This window comes from Paradevosia shaoguanensis (assembly GCF_016801025.1).
In the GTDB taxonomy this organism is placed as follows: domain Bacteria; phylum Pseudomonadota; class Alphaproteobacteria; order Rhizobiales; family Devosiaceae; genus Paradevosia; species Paradevosia shaoguanensis.
In genome coordinates, this window is record NZ_CP068983.1 from 1,405,559 (window position 1) to 1,420,772 (window position 15,214).

The window sequence follows — 15,214 nt, forward strand, 5'->3', positions numbered from 1 at the left end:
TCCGGTTTTGCACCCTGCGCATCGCAAAGAAAACCCCCTGCCTTGCGGCAGGGGGAGGAGGCCTAGGGGGACCTCCCAGGTCGGAGGTTCAAGCGTTGGAGGGCGTGAAGGTGAGGGCCAGCCCGTTCATGCAGTAGCGCAGGCCCGTGGGCGGCGGCCCGTCATCGAAGACATGGCCCAGATGTCCGCCGCAGCGGCGGCAATGGACTTCGGTGCGGGTCATGCCGAAAGAGGTGTCGGTGGTTTCGCCCACCGCGTTTTCGAGCGGCTGGTAAAAGCTCGGCCAACCGGTGCCGCTCTCGAACTTGGTGGCGGAATCGAAGAGCGCCAGGTCGCAGCCGGCGCAATGAAAAGTGCCGGCGCGGTGTTCGTAGAGCAGCGGGGAGGAGCCTGGCGTCTCCGTCGCCTCCTCGCGCAACACCGCGTATTGCTTGTCGTTGAGGCGCTTGTGCCATTCGGCATCAGTCAGCGTGACCTCGAACGTGCCTTCGGCGGCCCGGGTGGCCGAAGTGGGACGGAAAAAGGTGGCAGCCGCCCCCAGCGCCAGCACGGCGCTTCCACCCAGCAGAACCGAACGTCGGTTATAGGACATATTCCTTGCCTTTCCGGGTGAGCGTCTAGCCCAAGAGGCGAACACGCTCGTTGATGTTCAGTCTAGGTCCGCGCGAAGCCGATGCGCACGTCAAAACTCGGTGAGGCGGAGGCTCGTTGCGGGATTGGTAAAGCAACGGAAGCTGGCCCGGGAAAGTTTCGGCTGGATGGACCTCGGCGCGGGATGCCATCTGCTCCCCTCCCCACCACCGAACTTCCCCGGGCGAAGACCCGGGGCCCATTGCCCCCATCAACGCGAGTGGAGAAATCCGTGGACCCCGGCTCTCCGACCAGGGAATTACAGTGGCCGATACCGATCGCGCCTCACTTCGAGAGCGGCGCTCCTAAATCAACGTCGCCTCGCCCTTGGCCACTACCGGCCCTGTCGGATCGCCCGTCGGGGAACCGCCCTTGGGCTCCAGCGTCACGGTCAGCATGGTTCCCGGCGTGAAGTGCGATTTCATGTCGTCGGGCACCGGCATTTCCATGGGCGACATCGGCACCACGCCCATCGAGACGGGCTTGCCGTCCGAACCGATCATCCAGAGCTCGAAATCCTTGTCCGGCACTGCCGCACCCGAAAGGGCCGTGAGCTTGAACATGCCCGAATGCTCGTCATAGAGCGCCACGAACGACACCCCGCTCCCCTGGTCCTCGAGCGCAGCCACCAGCTGCATGGCCAGTTCGCTCGGCGAAAGCTGGGGCGGGCGCAGGAAATTGGTGCCAACGGCAATGATCGCGACCAATGCCGCCGCGCCGGCGAGGCTGCGCCAGAAGGTGAGGCTTTCCCAGAGGCCGTGACGGCTGCGCGCCGGCTTGCCGAAGAGCTTTTCCTCGATGGCCGGCAAAGTGCGCTCGGGCGCGGGCTTTTCCTCGAACTCGGTATCCAGCCGGGCCAACCGCGATTGCCAGAGGGCGAGCTCGCGCCGCAGTTCCGGCTCGGCAACCAGTCGCACGCGCAGCTTTTCCCGCTCTTCCGGGTCGAGCAGGCCCAGAACATATTCGGCCACGAGGACAGAGTCCTCGTCCGGGCCGTCATCATGTTCCTGCGGGTCGCTCATCGGGTCAGGCACTCTCTCAGTTTCATCAGGCTGCGCCGCAGCCATGTTCGCATTGTGTTGAGCGGCACGCCATAACGGCTGGCCAGCTCCTCGTAGGAATAGCCGTCGAGATAGGCGCCGCGCACCGCGCCTGCCCGGTCGACCTCGAGCTCGTCGAGGCACGCCTCGATCTGCGCGCGCTCGCCCGCCGCCATGGCCGCCGCCTCCGGGTCCGGCCCCTGGTCGGCCAGGTCGAAGGCCGCCTCGATGTCATCGGAAACGGGTTTGCGGGCGCGCAGGACGTCGAGCGAATGGTTACGGGCAATCGCCACCAGCCAGCTGATCGGGCTGTAATTGCCGGCCCGATAGCGGTCGGCGCGCTGCCAGATCTTCACATAGACTTCCTGCAGGGCTTCTTCGGCTTCCGCGCGGTCTCTCAAGATACGCAGCGTCACCCCGAAGAGTTTCGCGCTGGTCGCGCCATAAAGCGCCTGGAATGCCGCCCGGTCGCGCAGGGCAACCCGCGCGATCAGGTCCGCAATGTCGCTGCTTTGGCCTGCCATGGGGAAAACCTTAGCGGTGGTCGCATGCGCTGCCTATCCGCGGCGATCAGAAATTGTAAAGTTAGCACGCACTGTTGCAGCAAAACTGATTTCCTGCCCACCGGAATCCGCTATAGCTTCACGCGTCATGACCGAGACCAAACGATCAATGCCCGATATCGAATCCTTTTCCCGCGACGCGGCCATCCTGTCCCAGGCGCTGCCCTATATGCAGCGCTATGAAGGCAAGACGGTCGTGGTCAAGTATGGTGGCCACGCCATGGGCGATGCCAAGCTTGGCCAGGCCTTCGCCCGCGATATCGCCCTGCTCAAGCAATCCAAGGTGAACCCGATCGTCGTCCATGGCGGCGGTCCGCAGATCGCCTCGATGCTCAAGAACCTGGGCATCGAGAGCAAGTTCGAGGGCGGCCTGCGCGTGACGGACCAGCGCACGATGGAAATCGTGGAAATGGTCCTGGCCGGCTCGATCAACAAGGAGATCGTGGCCCTCATCAATGCCGAGGGCGAATGGGCGATCGGCCTTTGCGGCAAGGACGGCAACATGGTCTTCGCCAAGAAGGCGCAGAAGACCATCATCGATCCGACCTCCAATATCGAGCGCGTGCTCGATCTCGGCTTCGTGGGCGAGCCGGTCGAAGTCGACCGCACGCTCCTTGACCTCCTGGCCCGTTCGGAGATGATCCCGGTCATCGCTCCTGTGGCGCCGGGGCGCGACGGGGCGACCTACAACATCAATGCCGATACCTTTGCCGGCGCCATCGCCGGCTCGCTCGGCGCCAAGCGCCTGCTGTTCCTGACCGACGTTCCGGGCGTGCTCGACAAGAACGGCGTGCTGCTACCCGAGCTCAAGGTCTCGGAAGCCAAGGCGCTCATCCGCGACGGCACGATTTCGGGCGGCATGATCCCCAAGGTCGAGACGTGCCTCGAAGCGCTGGACAATGGCGTCGAGGGCGTCGTGATCCTCAACGGCAAGACCCCGCACGTGGTGCTCGTCGAGCTCTTCACCGAGCATGGCGCCGGCACGCTGATCGTGCGCGGCTGACCTCTTGGGGGACGCTTCGTCCCCTAGCTTTCGCCCTTGCCATGGCGCGCCAGCAATTGCCGCGTCATGTCCTCCTGCAACCGCAGTGACTCGCTGAGCACTTCGCTGACGATCCTGAGCTCGGCTTCCGAATATTTCGCCAGGAGTTCCGCTCCTGCCACGCCCAGCGGCAGATAGGCCTCCTCGGTCACGCGCCGCGCTTCCTCGCCCGCTTCGACCAACACCTTGCGACGATCGCCAGGGTCGGCCATCCGCCGCACGAAGCTGCGCTTTTCCAGCCGATCGATCAGCGCCGTTACGGCCGCGGGCGTCAGCCGCGTGTGGCGCGCAATGGCGCTGGCAGTCTTCGGTCCATCCCAGAGGAAACTCAGGCAGAGCCGTTCGGCGGGGTTGAGACCGAAGATCTCGCCCACCGCTTCGTCGTGCCGTTGCGTCGCATCCTGCCAGCGTACCACCACTTCGCCGAGCGCCTCGATCAGGGCGGACTTGGAGTCCCTTGACATCTATACTTCCACAATCTAATTATTCGATCATCTAATCATTAGATGGTTGCACAAATGTCCGTCATTCAGCCTGCTTCCGCAAGCCCGAAAACCAAGCGTACCCGGATCGCCATTGCCGGTGCCGGTATTGGCGGTCTGGCGTTGGCGGTCGCACTCAGCCGCCGCGGCTATGCTCCGGTGATTTACGAGAAGAAGCCGGTCGAGCAGATCCGGAGCGAGGGTGCCTTTCTGACTCTGGCGCCGAACGGCATCAACGCATTGCGCGCGCTCGGCCTGGCGGAAGGCGTAATCGAAGCGGGCCTGGAAACCTCCGGGCTTGCGCTCTTCAACGAACACGGACGTCGGCTGGCGGTCGTGGATTACAGCGCGCACCGCGCGAAGTTCGGCGCGCCCTCGGTCACCATTCGCCGTGGCGCGCTGGGCGCCTTGTTGCTTGATGCGGCGGTCGCGGCAGGGGTCGAGATCAGGTCGGGCAACGGCATCGAGGACGTCGAAGCGGCGGGAGAAATCGTTGCCGTGCATTCGGCCGACACCATGCAATACGACGCACTGATCGCCTGCGATGGATTGCGTTCGCCGATACGGCGCCGGCTCTTCCCGGAACTGCCGCAGCCGCTCTATTCCGGTCTCATCGGCACGGGCGGCGTCATCGACGTCGAGGACGTCGCCTCGACCAACGGCCTCATGAACATGACATTCGGCCGGCGCGGCTTCTTCGGCTACATCGCCGAGCCGGGCCAGCCAGTGATGTGGTTCAACAGCTATCCGGCGCCGATCGATGCCGTCGGGCAGCCGGCGGACCCCAAGGCTTATGCCCGCTTCATGGAAGACCTGCATCGTGATGACCCGCTCGACAATGCGCGGATCATGGCCGCGGTGCCGGCCATCGAGCGGCATTATCCCATCTTCGACATGCCCGAGCTCGCACGCTGGTCACGCGGCCGGGTGCTGCTGATGGGTGATGCCGCCCATGCAGTCTCGCCCCATTCGGGGCAAGGCGCGTCGATGGCCATCGAGGATGCGGTGGTGCTTGCGGCCCTGCTTGATGATGCCGAGACCATCGAGGCGGCCTTTGCCCGCTTTTTCGCGCTGCGCCAGGAGCGCAGCCAGGCGGCGATCCGGGTCGGGCGGGCGGCGGGCGGACAGAAGTCAGCCCAGGGCTGGCTGCAATTACGGCTGCGCGATCTCATCCTGCCGCTGGTCATGCCGATGGCGGCCAAAGCCCAGTCGCGGCTCTTCGCCTTCCGCGCCGATCGCTTTCCCCTTACCCAACCCGTTCAATGATGGAGACCATGATGCACGAGCAAAAGCCGCTCAGCCGCGACGAAGAATGGAAATATGCCGAGAAGGCGCTGACCTCGTACGGCTGGGGTTCCCCTGTCGGCCTCGGCTTCGCGCTGGTGGCGCTGGGCGTGGCGGCGCTGCTGGCCCGCTTCGCGATTGTCGGGTTCTGAAAATGCAAGGGGCGCCAGCGGCGCCCCTTTTCGTTTCAGGCCTCGACCACGACCGGTGGCGGCGAGGATTTGGCCTGGCCCTGATGGGGCTGCTTGATGACCCTGAGGAAGGGCACGAGGAGCAGCACCAGGCCGAACGAGGCGATCTGGTAGTACATGGCCGTCGCGGCGGCACCGGCGAAGGCCGAATGCGGCACGGCGCCGGCAGCGAAGGAGCCTTCGAGGGTCGAGAAGAAGATCTGCCCGACCAGCGCCACGCCCAGCGCGCCACCCACCTGCTGGAAGGCCTGGAGCGCGCCCGACGCCGAGCCGGCATCGCGATGCGGCACGCCCGAGAGCACAGCCTGGAACAGCGAGGAGAAGCCCAGGCCAAGCCCCATGCCGGCGATGAAGAGCGGCGGCATGAACGCCCAGCGGTCGATGCTATCGACGAGGCCGGTCATGATGAAATGCAGCCAGATCATGCCGATCATCAGCATGAATGCGGCCACTGCCATGCGGCGCTTGAGATAGTTGGACCCAAGTCGCCCGGCCACGAAGGAGATCAGCAGCACGCCGACCGAGAACGGGGTGTTGGTGAGCCCCGATTCGAGCGGGGTGAGACCGAAGCCGGCCTGGAACAGCAGCGAAATCACCATGAACATGCCCGGAATGCCCGAGGCATAGATGGTCATGGTGAGGACGCCCAGCATGTAGGTGCGGTTGGTGAGGAGATCGAAATTGAGGAGCTGCGGCGCCCCGACCCGTGCCCGGTTGCGCTCCCAGAGGGTGAAGAGCGCGAGCCCGATGGCGGCAAGGACCATCATGCCGAAGATCCAGACCGGCCAGCCGAAGGCGCGGCCTTCGATCAGCGAATAGACCAGCAGCAGGATGGAAACACCGAAGATGCCGATGCCGACATAGTCGTTCTTGAGGGTATTGTTACCCGGAACGTCGTGGATGAGCATCGTGCCGGCGACCACGGCGAGAATACCGAAGGGCACGTTGACGAGGAAGATCGGGCGCCAGTCGAGGCCGGCCACGTTCATCGAGATCAGCACACCGCCCAGGATCGGTCCGCAGACCGAAGCCAGGCCGGAGGCCAGCCCGAAGAGCGAGAAGGCCTGCCCACGCTCCTGCGGTGGGAAGGTGACCTGGGCAATGGCCAGCACCTGCGGGGTCATCATCGCCGCGCCGATACCCTGGAGGGCGCGAGCGCCGATCAGCGCCTCGATGGTCGGCGCCAGGCCGCAAAGCGCGGAGGCCAGGGTGAAGGCCGAGACGCCCCAGAGAAACATCTTCTTGCGACCGACGATATCGCCCAAACGCCCGAAGGGCAGCAGGCCCAAGGCGAAGGCGAGGACGTAAGCGGCGATCACCCATTCGATATGGCTCGAATCCGCGCCCAGATTGGTCTGGAGGCTCGGGAGCGCCACGTTGACGATGGTGACGTCGATCAGGTTCATGAAGCTGGCGAGCAGCAGCACCGCCAGGGCGACCCACCGGCGCGGGTCGGCCGAGGCCTTGTCCAGCGGGGGTCCGAAATTGGGTTGGGACATGATTGTTCCGTAACTAGTGGTTTGGTGGCGATGCCGCGCCGGCCGTCAGGCCGCGCGGCATCGAAATCAGGGCTGGAGCCAGGGCGTCTGCGCGCTCCAGAACACGGCATCCGCGCCCAGGTAATCGGTCGCGAAGGCCAGGAATTCGTCTTTGGTGAAGGGCTTGCCGGTTTTCTCGTTCTTGTAGGTCAGGGTCGGCTCCTGCACCGCCATGCCCACGAAATCGAGCTTGCCCTTGTACTGGTTGAAGAACGGGTAGGAGTTCTTCATCTGCCCCTTGCGATAGGGGATGATGTCCGGCCCGCCCAGGCCCACGCCATTGGCGCTGGCGAACTCGAAGAGCCGGCTCATGTATTTGTGGTCGTTCTCCCACTCGCACGGCCAGAAATTGACGTATTGCACGACATGGGACCGGGTGAACGCCTCGCGGGCGACACCCAGGTTTTCGAGTTCGGCCGCGAAATAGGCATCGCAGGAAAAGCCGCTCTTTTCGGCTTCCGCCTTCATGTCGATATCGATCGCGGTCTCGGGCAGGTTGATACCCTCGACCTTGCCGTCGAACTTTTCGCCCAGCGCCTTGAGCAGGGCCTGGTAGCGGGCGCGGACGTTCTCGTTCCACTGCATGGCGGCCCAGCCATAGGCTTCGGCCTTGCCCTCGCCCGGATTGTCCATCTGCGGCACTAGCCCGCCGCCATATTGCGGCCCTTCGAGGAGGTAGGCAGGGAGGTTGCGCGCGTCGGGCGAGAAGAAACGGTCCTGGATCTGGATGAAGAGCTTCTTGCCCAGCGCGTCGGCCATGGCGAGGTCAGCGTCGATGGCGGAAAAATCGTATTCGCCCTGCTTCGGCTCCAGCCGGCGCCAGTTGTAGACCACCTGCACCCCTGCGATGTCGGGACGTTCGACTATGGCCTTGAGCCCCTCGAGTTCGCCTGCGCTCGTATAGAGATAGTTGGCGGGCGCCGCGAACGCGGTACCGGCGGAAAGCGTGAAGGCGAGCGCGCAGAACAGGACTTTCATGAAAGGGGAATCTCCGACCGAAACAGCCGGCGAGGCCTCTGCGCGGAGCGTGGCCGAAATGTGGTGGCGCGACTGCATGGCACTCATGCCCGCACCACGCCGCGCACGATCTCGGCCGCCATGGCGTCGAAGGCAGAGAGCTGGTTGGGCGAGCGTCCCCAGAAATCGCCAAGCGCCCCGGTGACGATCCGCGCCTGCGCGGTCGGATCGAGATTGGCGCGGAAGGTGCCGTCGGCGACGCCATCGGCGAAGATCTCTTCGAGCTGCCGCACCCAGAAGGCATGGATCGGGGAGATGCGATCGTCGACATGCGGATCGCGCCGGGCGCGATCGAGCATTTCCGAGAAGATGGCGACGAGGTCCGGGGTCTGCTCGACCGTCTCGCGGAAATCCTCGAACTCCATTTCAAGCCGGCGCAGCGGCGGCAGGTGGCTACGCGGACGTCGACGGCCCTGCTCGGCGAACTCGTCGCGGATCGTCTCGGCGACGAGCGCGATCAGCGCCTCCTTGCTGGGCACGTGATAGTGGAGCGTTGCGATGTTGATGCCGACGCGATCGGCAATGTCACGCGTGCGCAAACCCTCGAACCCCTTCTCGATGATGAGTTGCCGCGCGGCCATGGCAATGGCGCGCCGACGCTCCTCGGTGCTTTCGCGGCGAGGTGCCGCCTGGATATCGGTCATGAGAGGTCCGCTTGCTGAGCGGCTTCGTATAGACCTGCCCCTTGCCTCAATCAAGTGATTGATTGGGAGTGTAGGGCGTTAACCTCGTATTAAGGATATCGTTGCTGCGCGCCCCCTCCGGGCGTAGGGCGGAAGGGTCGAATCCTGGAGGCCAACCATGCGACGCAAAAGCCATCACATTCCGCTCACCCTGCGCGTGACCATCGCCGCCCTGCTGCTGCTGGCGGCCGCGACCGCCTTCCCGACGCTGAGCGGCGCCAATGCGCGGCCGGTCGTCCAGAGCGAAGGTGAAACCTTTTAGGAATTGCACTATATGGTGGGGAATGACCGAACATTCCTCCCCCGCAATCCGCTCGCTCTCTCACGTTTCAGACTGGGTCTTCGACCTCGACAACACGCTCTATCCGCGCGAGTGCAATCTCTGGTCGCAGATCGACGTGCGCATCACCGCCTATGTGATGGAAGTGACCCAGCTTGAGTTCGACGCCGCGCGCGAACTGCAGAAGGGCTATTACCGGGATTTCGGAACGACGCTGAACGGGCTGATGCAGCGCCACAAGGTCGATCCGCAGCACTTCCTCAAGACGGTGCATGCCATCGACTATTCGCCGGTCGCCGCCCATCCCGACCTCATCGACGCCATCAAGGGGCTGCCGGGCCGCAAGTTCATCCTCACCAATGCCGATAGCGGCCATGCCCGCTCGGTGCTCTCGCGCCTCGGCGGCGAGGACCTATTCGACGGCATCTTCGATATCTGCGCGATGGACTATACGCCCAAGCCGCATCAATCGGCCTATGACGCGTTCCTGTCGACCCACGGCATCGACCCGGCACGGGCGGCCATGTTCGACGATCTCGAAAAGAACCTCCTGGTGCCGCACCAGTCGGGGATGGCGACGGTGCAGGTCATCGCCTCGGAAGGCTATGCCGACGAGCGCGTCGACCCATGGGAACTCGCCCATGCGGGCGGTCCCCATGTGCACCACATCACCAGCAGCCTTACGACGTTCCTGCGGAATCTCCCCTAGGCGCAGGCAGGGTGACTTCCGGCAGGTTGTAGTGCTGCCGGATCACGTCCCAACCTTCGGCGGCGGTATCGACCACCGATAGCAGCGACATGTCCTCGGGCGCGATCGTGCCGGCTTCGACCAGGGCGTCGAAGTTGATGACCTTGTGCCAGAACGCGCTGCCGAAGAGCACCAGCGGGATGCGCTCCATGCGTCCCGTCTGGATGAGGGTCAGGGCCTCGAAAAGCTCGTCCATGGTTCCGAAGCCGCCCGGGAAGATGGCGACGGCGCGAGCGCGCAGCAGGAAGTGGATCTTTCGCGTCGCGAAGTAGTGGAAGAGGAAGCTCAGTTCAGGCGTGACGTAGGCGTTGGGGGCCTGCTCATGCGGCAGGACGACGTTGAGGCCGATCGAGGGGGCGCCGACATCGGCCGCACCACGGTTTCCAGCCTCCATCACGCCCGGACCGCCGCCGGTGACGACGACGAAATCGCGGTAGCTGAGGGCCTGGGAGGTGAGCGAAGCGTATTGGGCGAAGAGCCGCGCTTCCTCGTAATAGATCGAGGCGGCCTCGAGGTTCTTCTTCTGGATGGCGTTGCGTGCCGCCCAGGCCGGCTTGCCGGGCGCCGGGATGCGGGCGCCGCCGAACAGCACCACGGTCGAGCGGATATTGCGCTCCTTGAGGCGGATTTCGGTCTTCATGTATTCGAGCTGGAAGCGCACGCCGCGCGTTTCCTCCGAGGTCATGAAAACCTCGTCGGTGAAAGCCAGCCGGTAGGCCTCCGAGGAGGATTGGGCGGTCTTGGGGACGCGCCGGCTGGCCGTGATGTCCTCCACCGAGCTGCGAAGCGGGCTGTGGCGGCGGCGTTTGGTCGGCATGTAACTCTCCGATTCTTCGAAAAATGATGGTCGCACCAGCCGGTTAAGGATCAATGGCATACATTGGCCATCCTGAGGTTCGGTTGAGGCAAGGTGGGGGCGATCGGCCCGCATCATACGAAGAGGAATCGTGATGAAGACCCTTGCAGCTGCAACATTTGCCAGCGCCTGCCTCCTGCTGACCCCAGCCATGGCCCAGCAGGCTGCGCCTGCCGCCCAGCCGGCGGCTCCCGCAGCAGCGCCGGCGGCCACCGAGCCGTTCAAGGCGGGCGAACCGCTGCCGGTCCGCCCCAATGTCAAAACCTTCGGCTCCTTCTGCGGCGCGGAAAGCGTTTCGGTCGATACCGAGCGCGACCTCTATGTGGTGGTCAGCCCCTGCACCTCGAACACGCTGCGCCCCAATGACGGCTATGTGTCGCTGGTCAACCCGGACGGCACGGTCCACACGCTCAAGTGGATTCAGGGCAACGACAAGATGGGCGTGACGCTCAACGATCCGCGCGGCTCGGACATCAACCACGGCATGCTCTACCTTGCCGACATCGACACCGTGCGCATGTTCGACATCAAGACCGGCGAGCCCAAGGGCGAGGTCAAGGTCGACGGCGCCGTGTTCCTCAATGACCTCGAAGTGACCGATGACGGCACCGTCTACGTGACCGACTCGGGCAGCAACGACAATCCGGATGCCAGCGCGATCTACAAGATCACGCCCGATGGCCAGGTTTCCGATTTCGCCCGCGGCGGCCAGCTGCAGCGCCCGAACGGCATCGCGTTCGATCCCGATGGCAACATCGTGGTCGTGCTGCTCGCCAATACCGAAATCCTGACCTATACGCCGGACGGCCAGGTCGCCAAGACCGAGAACGGCCTCGAATCGCTGGCCGATGGCCTGGTGATCCTCGCGGACGGCACCAAGATCACCACCTCGCTGCGCGCCAACCACCTGGCTAAGATCCCGCCGGGCGGCAAGGCCGAACTGCTGGTCGACCAGGTCTTCACCCCCGCTTCGATCGGCTACGACGCCAAGCGCAACCGCGTCATCGTGCCGGAAAACCAGCAGAACGCGATCACGATGGTCGACCTCAACTAATCCAGTTGTCTCCTGGCGCCGCCTTAATTTGGCGCAACTGTTCCCCCTCCCTTGCCCCGGCATCGGAGGGGTTTTTCTTGGCGCAATACACTTCGCTCGAGGCGCGGATCGACGCGGCCGCGCATCGCGTATTGGAACGCCTGCCGGCGAACGGGATTGCCGGAGCGCTGATCGAATTCCTGGTCTTCGGCCTCAAGCAGGCCTGGGCCTGCCTCTTCGGCGGCATCATGCTCGGCCTGATGCTGGCGACACGCCTTTATTGGCCGGAGGCCATGCCGCTGGCGCGCTACGATTTCCTGTTCCTCGCAGCAGTGCTCGTCCAGATCGGCATGCTGGCCTTCAAGCTCGAAACGCTCGATGAGGCCAAGGTCATCGTCATCTTCCATGTGGTCGGCACGATCATGGAGATCTTCAAGACCGGTGCCGGCTCCTGGGTTTATCCGGAGGAGAGCTTCTTCCGCATTGCCGGCGTGCCGCTGTTCTCGGGCTTCATGTATGCCTGCGTCGGTTCCTACATGACGCGCATCCAGCGCATCTTCGATATCCGCTTCAACCGCTACCCGCCCTTCTGGACGACGGTGGTGCTGTGCCTGGCGATCTACGTGAATTTCTTCACGCACCATTTCTTCCACGACCTGCGCTACCTGCTGTTCGCGGCGACAGTCGTGCTCTACCTGCCGACAATGATGCATTATCGCGTCTTCCGCTTCTGGCACCGCATGCCGATGCTGCTGGCCTTCGTGCTGGTGGCGCTCTTCATCTGGATCGCGGAGAATATCGGCACCTGGTCGCGGGCCTGGGTCTATCCGGGCCAGGCGGAGAGATGGTCGCCGGTCGCCTTCGAGAAGCTGGGCTCCTGGTTTCTGCTGATGATCATCTCGGTGGTGCTGGTTACCTGGGTGCATCGGCCGCGCCAGCCGGACTATGGCGCGCAACGCCGCATTGACTTGCCGACCCCCGGCGTTAATGTCCGCTCCCCAAAGCAGCCCGTGACCGATTGAGAGCTCAATGTCCTACGCCGATCTCGCCGCCACCATCGAAACCGCCTTCGACGCCCGCGACACCATCAATTTCGACACCAAGGGTCCGGTGCGCGAGGCCGTGGTCGAGGCCCTGGCCCTCCTCGACAGCGGCAAGGTGCGCGTGGCCGAAAGGCAGGCGCAGGGCGACTGGAAGGTCAACCAGTGGCTTAAGAAGGCCGTACTCCTCTCCTTCCGCCTCAACGACATGGCGGTGATCGAGGGTGGCCCGGGCGGTTCGGTCTGGTGGGACAAGGTTCCCTCCAAGTTCAACGGCTGGACCGAGAGCCGCTTCCGCGAAGCCGGTTTCCGCGCCGTGCCGGGCGCCATCGTCCGCCAGTCGGCCTATATCGCCAGGAACGTTGTGCTGATGCCGTCCTTCGTGAACCTGGGCGCCTATGTCGATGAATCGACCATGGTCGACACCTGGGTCACGGTCGGCTCCTGCGCCCAGATCGGCAAGAACGTCCATATCTCGGGCGGCGTCGGCATTGGTGGCGTGCTCGAGCCGCTGCAGGCCGGCCCGGTCATCATCGAAGACAATTGCTTTATCGGCGCGCGCTCGGAAGTGGTCGAAGGCGTGGTCGTGGGCGAAGGCTCGGTGATCTCGATGGGCGTCTTCATCGGCTCCTCCACCAAGATCGTCGACCGCGCCACCGGCGAAATCCATATCGGCAAGGTGCCGCCCTATTCGGTCGTGGTGTCCGGCAGCCTCCCCGGCAAGCCGCTCCCCGACGGCACGCCGGGCCCGAACCTCTATTGCGCCGTCATCGTCAAGCGCGTCGACGCCCAGACCCGCTCCAAGACCGGCATCAACGAGCTGCTGCGCGACTAAGCGCCTGGCCCCTGCATCGTTCGGCCTCGCCCAGGTGAGGCCGAATTGCAGCTTTTCCCTAGCAATGACATTGCCTTAGACCGTCGCCTCTGGCGGCGCAGTCATGCATACATTAACACTTCAGTTACGGCGCGAGGGGCGCCGTCCGTTCAATCGGGGGACTTCATGGATAATCTCGTTCCGCTCTATACGAGCTTCACTGGCCGCATCTCGCGCAAGACCTACTGGATGGGCGTGATCGGCATCATCATCGGCGCCATCGTGCTGAGCATCATCCTCTCGCTCGTCGGGCTGGGGATCATGCCCAATGTCGCCGCGCTCGACCCGGCCAATCCGGCCGCCTTTGCTGAGGCGATGAACGCCGCTACGCGCTCGGCCGCCTGGGGCAGCCTCATCATGTTCGTGATCCTGGGCGTTCCGAGCCTGGCCATCGCGATCAAGCGCCGACATGACCGCAACAATTCGGGCAACGACGTCTATGTCTACTTTGCCCTGACCCTCATCATGCTCCTCGTCCAGGCCTTCGGCTTCGGCTATACGACCACCGAGGTCAACGGCATCGCGATGCCGACCCCGACGGTGACCATGATGATCCTCTCGGCCGTCATCGGCATCTTCGCGATCTACCTGCTGGTCGTGCTCGGCTTCCTCAAGGGGACCGACGGCGCCAACCAGTATGGTCCCGATCCGCTCGGCGGCGTGGCCGCTACCGCCTGATCGCAAAGGAGACGGGATATGTCCGCACGTGCCAAGGGCGATCCCGTCCCGCTGCTTTCCGATCTCATCGCCTGCCCCTCGGTGACACCTGCCGAGGCCGGCGTCTTCGATGTACTCGAAGCGGTGCTCGCGCCGCTGGGTTTTGCGACCACCCGCGTGGTCTTTGAGGGCAACGGTTCCTACCCCGTGGGCAACCTCTTCGCCATTCGCGGCACGGGCGGCAAGCGCCTGCTCTTTGCTGGGCACACCGACGTGGTGCCGCCCGGCGACATGGGCGACTGGACCCATTCTCCCTTTGCGCCGGAAATCCGCGACGGCCGCATTTTCGGCCGTGGGGCGGCGGACATGAAGAGCGGCATCGCCGCTTTCGTCGCCGCCGTCGAGACGGCCATTGCCGATGGCCCGGCCGACCAGGGCACGATCGCGCTCGCCATTACCAATGACGAAGAGGCCGATGCCGTCAACGGCACCGAAAAGCTCATCGCCTGGGCGCGGGCGCAGGGTCATGAATTCGATTTCGCCATCGTGGGCGAGCCCTCGGCGACGGCCACGGTCGGCGACAGCATCAAGGTGGGCCGGCGCGGTTCGCTCAACGGGCAGATCGTGGTCACGGGGCTGCAGGGGCACGTGGCCTATCCCGACAAGGCCAACAATCCGCTGCCGGTGGTGGCGGGGTTGGTGACGGCGCTGTCGAGGACGCCGATCGACGAGGGGACTGAGCATTTTCCGCGCTCGAACCTCGAGGTGACCTCGATCGATGTCGGCAACCAGACCACCAATGTCATTCCGGCGCGCGGCACGATCAGGTTCAATATCCGCTTCAACGACCTCTGGACGCCCGAGAGCCTCGGCGACTGGATCGCCGGGCGCATCGCCTCGGTCGAGGCCAAGGGCTGCGAGATCGCGTTCTCGCGCGTTGGGCGCCCGTCGCGCTCGTTTCTCTCCCCGCTCGGCGGCGGCGTCGAAACGCTGGCCGGCGTGATCGAGACGGCGACCGGCAGCCGCCCGCAATTGTCGACCGGCGGCGGCACCTCGGACGCGCGCTTCATCGCCTCCTACTGCCCGGTGGTGGAGTTCGGCCTGCCCGGCGCGACCATGCACAAGGCCGACGAAAACGTGCTGGTCACGGACGTGCGCCAACTCGCCGATCTTTACGCCCGCTTCATCGCGGCCTGGTTCGTTTCCGGTAACGACTGAGAGAAAACGACAATTGGTCGCCCTTGCCCAATCGGGCC

At 64.4% G+C, this 15,214-nt stretch carries 18 protein-coding genes; 10 read left to right on the plus strand and 8 right to left on the minus strand.

All coding sequences use genetic code 11. From position 1 onward, the window contains the following. Window positions 1-88 precede the first annotated feature (88 nt). The 3 genes from msrB to JNE37_RS06510 all read right to left on the minus strand — a co-directional run bounded on the left by msrB (window position 89) and on the right by JNE37_RS06510 (window position 2,194). Window positions 89-592, minus strand: a complete 504-nt coding sequence (msrB, locus tag JNE37_RS06500) for a peptide-methionine (R)-S-oxide reductase MsrB (protein ID WP_203065717.1) — start codon at window positions 590-592, stop codon at window positions 89-91. A 343-nt stretch (window positions 593-935) separates the two neighbouring features. After that, window positions 936-1,652 carry an anti-sigma factor gene (locus tag JNE37_RS06505; RefSeq protein ID WP_203065718.1) on the minus strand — a complete coding sequence of 239 codons (717 nt, stop codon included), beginning with the start codon at window positions 1,650-1,652 and terminating at the stop codon, window positions 936-938. Continuing rightward, window positions 1,649-2,194 carry a sigma-70 family RNA polymerase sigma factor gene (locus JNE37_RS06510; protein ID WP_203065719.1) on the minus strand — a complete coding sequence of 182 codons (546 nt, stop codon included), beginning with the start codon at window positions 2,192-2,194 and terminating at the stop codon, window positions 1,649-1,651. The genes JNE37_RS06505 and JNE37_RS06510 overlap by 4 nt, the downstream gene beginning before the upstream one ends. A 148-nt stretch (window positions 2,195-2,342) precedes the next feature. Between JNE37_RS06510 and argB the strand changes: the two genes are divergently transcribed. Beyond that, window positions 2,343-3,236, plus strand: coding sequence for an acetylglutamate kinase (argB, locus tag JNE37_RS06515; protein WP_035036686.1), 894 nt, complete (start codon window positions 2,343-2,345; stop codon window positions 3,234-3,236). A 23-nt stretch (window positions 3,237-3,259) separates the two neighbouring features. Here argB and JNE37_RS06520 read toward each other — a convergent pair whose 3' ends face one another. After that, the gene (locus JNE37_RS06520; protein ID WP_202050247.1) at window positions 3,260-3,739 is read right to left on the minus strand and encodes a MarR family transcriptional regulator; all 480 of its coding nucleotides are present in this window, start codon (window positions 3,737-3,739) and stop codon (window positions 3,260-3,262) included. 54 nt (window positions 3,740-3,793) lie between these two features. Between JNE37_RS06520 and JNE37_RS06525 the strand changes: the two genes are divergently transcribed. Both JNE37_RS06525 and JNE37_RS06530 read left to right on the plus strand, forming a co-directional pair. Further along, window positions 3,794-5,023, plus strand: a complete 1,230-nt coding sequence (locus JNE37_RS06525; protein WP_203065720.1) for an FAD-dependent monooxygenase — start codon at window positions 3,794-3,796, stop codon at window positions 5,021-5,023. Window positions 5,024-5,034: 11 nt separating this feature from the next. Further along, window positions 5,035-5,193, plus strand: a complete 159-nt coding sequence (locus tag JNE37_RS06530; protein WP_203066464.1) for a hypothetical protein — start codon at window positions 5,035-5,037, stop codon at window positions 5,191-5,193. Window positions 5,194-5,228: 35 nt separating this feature from the next. On the opposite strand, the gene JNE37_RS06535 is transcribed toward JNE37_RS06530, so the two are convergent. The 3 genes from JNE37_RS06535 to JNE37_RS06545 form a co-directional block, all read right to left on the minus strand. Beyond that, on the minus strand, window positions 5,229-6,731 hold the full coding sequence (locus JNE37_RS06535) for a DHA2 family efflux MFS transporter permease subunit (RefSeq protein WP_203065721.1): 1,503 nt from the start codon (window positions 6,729-6,731) through the stop codon (window positions 5,229-5,231). A gap of 66 nt (window positions 6,732-6,797) precedes the next feature. Then, window positions 6,798-7,748 carry a hypothetical protein gene (locus JNE37_RS06540; RefSeq protein WP_203065722.1) on the minus strand — a complete coding sequence of 317 codons (951 nt, stop codon included), beginning with the start codon at window positions 7,746-7,748 and terminating at the stop codon, window positions 6,798-6,800. A gap of 83 nt (window positions 7,749-7,831) precedes the next feature. Then, complete coding sequence (locus JNE37_RS06545) at window positions 7,832-8,431, minus strand: TetR/AcrR family transcriptional regulator (RefSeq protein ID WP_035094108.1); 600 nt, start codon at window positions 8,429-8,431, stop codon at window positions 7,832-7,834. A 157-nt stretch (window positions 8,432-8,588) separates the two neighbouring features. Here JNE37_RS06545 and JNE37_RS06550 point away from each other — a divergent pair, with 157 nt between their 5' ends. Together JNE37_RS06550 and JNE37_RS06555 are read left to right on the plus strand one after the other, a co-directional pair. Beyond that, the gene (locus tag JNE37_RS06550) at window positions 8,589-8,732 is read left to right on the plus strand and encodes a hypothetical protein (RefSeq protein WP_203065723.1); all 144 of its coding nucleotides are present in this window, start codon (window positions 8,589-8,591) and stop codon (window positions 8,730-8,732) included. A 22-nt stretch (window positions 8,733-8,754) separates the two neighbouring features. Beyond that, entirely contained in the window at window positions 8,755-9,459 is a 705-nt protein-coding gene (locus tag JNE37_RS06555; protein WP_035036692.1) for a pyrimidine 5'-nucleotidase, read from the plus strand. On the opposite strand, the gene JNE37_RS06560 is transcribed toward JNE37_RS06555, so the two are convergent. Continuing rightward, the gene (locus JNE37_RS06560) at window positions 9,431-10,315 is read right to left on the minus strand and encodes an LOG family protein (RefSeq protein ID WP_052015817.1); all 885 of its coding nucleotides are present in this window, start codon (window positions 10,313-10,315) and stop codon (window positions 9,431-9,433) included. The two genes, JNE37_RS06555 and JNE37_RS06560, sit on opposite strands and share 29 nt — an antisense overlap. A 133-nt stretch (window positions 10,316-10,448) precedes the next feature. Between JNE37_RS06560 and JNE37_RS06565 the strand changes: the two genes are divergently transcribed. The 5 genes from JNE37_RS06565 (at window position 10,449) to dapE (ending at window position 15,176) form a co-directional block, all read left to right on the plus strand. Then, a complete protein-coding gene (locus tag JNE37_RS06565; RefSeq protein WP_182398631.1) occupies window positions 10,449-11,408 on the plus strand; it encodes an SMP-30/gluconolactonase/LRE family protein in 960 nt (319 codons plus the stop codon). A gap of 77 nt (window positions 11,409-11,485) precedes the next feature. Next, window positions 11,486-12,409, plus strand: coding sequence for a DUF817 domain-containing protein (locus JNE37_RS06570; RefSeq protein WP_203065724.1), 924 nt, complete (start codon window positions 11,486-11,488; stop codon window positions 12,407-12,409). A 7-nt stretch (window positions 12,410-12,416) separates the two neighbouring features. Continuing rightward, on the plus strand, window positions 12,417-13,262 hold the full coding sequence (dapD, locus tag JNE37_RS06575; protein ID WP_203065725.1) for a 2,3,4,5-tetrahydropyridine-2,6-dicarboxylate N-succinyltransferase: 846 nt from the start codon (window positions 12,417-12,419) through the stop codon (window positions 13,260-13,262). Between the two features lie 165 nt (window positions 13,263-13,427). Beyond that, window positions 13,428-13,979 carry a DUF805 domain-containing protein gene (locus JNE37_RS06580; protein WP_203065726.1) on the plus strand — a complete coding sequence of 184 codons (552 nt, stop codon included), beginning with the start codon at window positions 13,428-13,430 and terminating at the stop codon, window positions 13,977-13,979. A gap of 18 nt (window positions 13,980-13,997) precedes the next feature. Next, a complete protein-coding gene (dapE, locus tag JNE37_RS06585) occupies window positions 13,998-15,176 on the plus strand; it encodes a succinyl-diaminopimelate desuccinylase (RefSeq protein WP_203065727.1) in 1,179 nt (392 codons plus the stop codon). The last annotated feature ends 38 nt before the right edge of the window (window positions 15,177-15,214 follow it).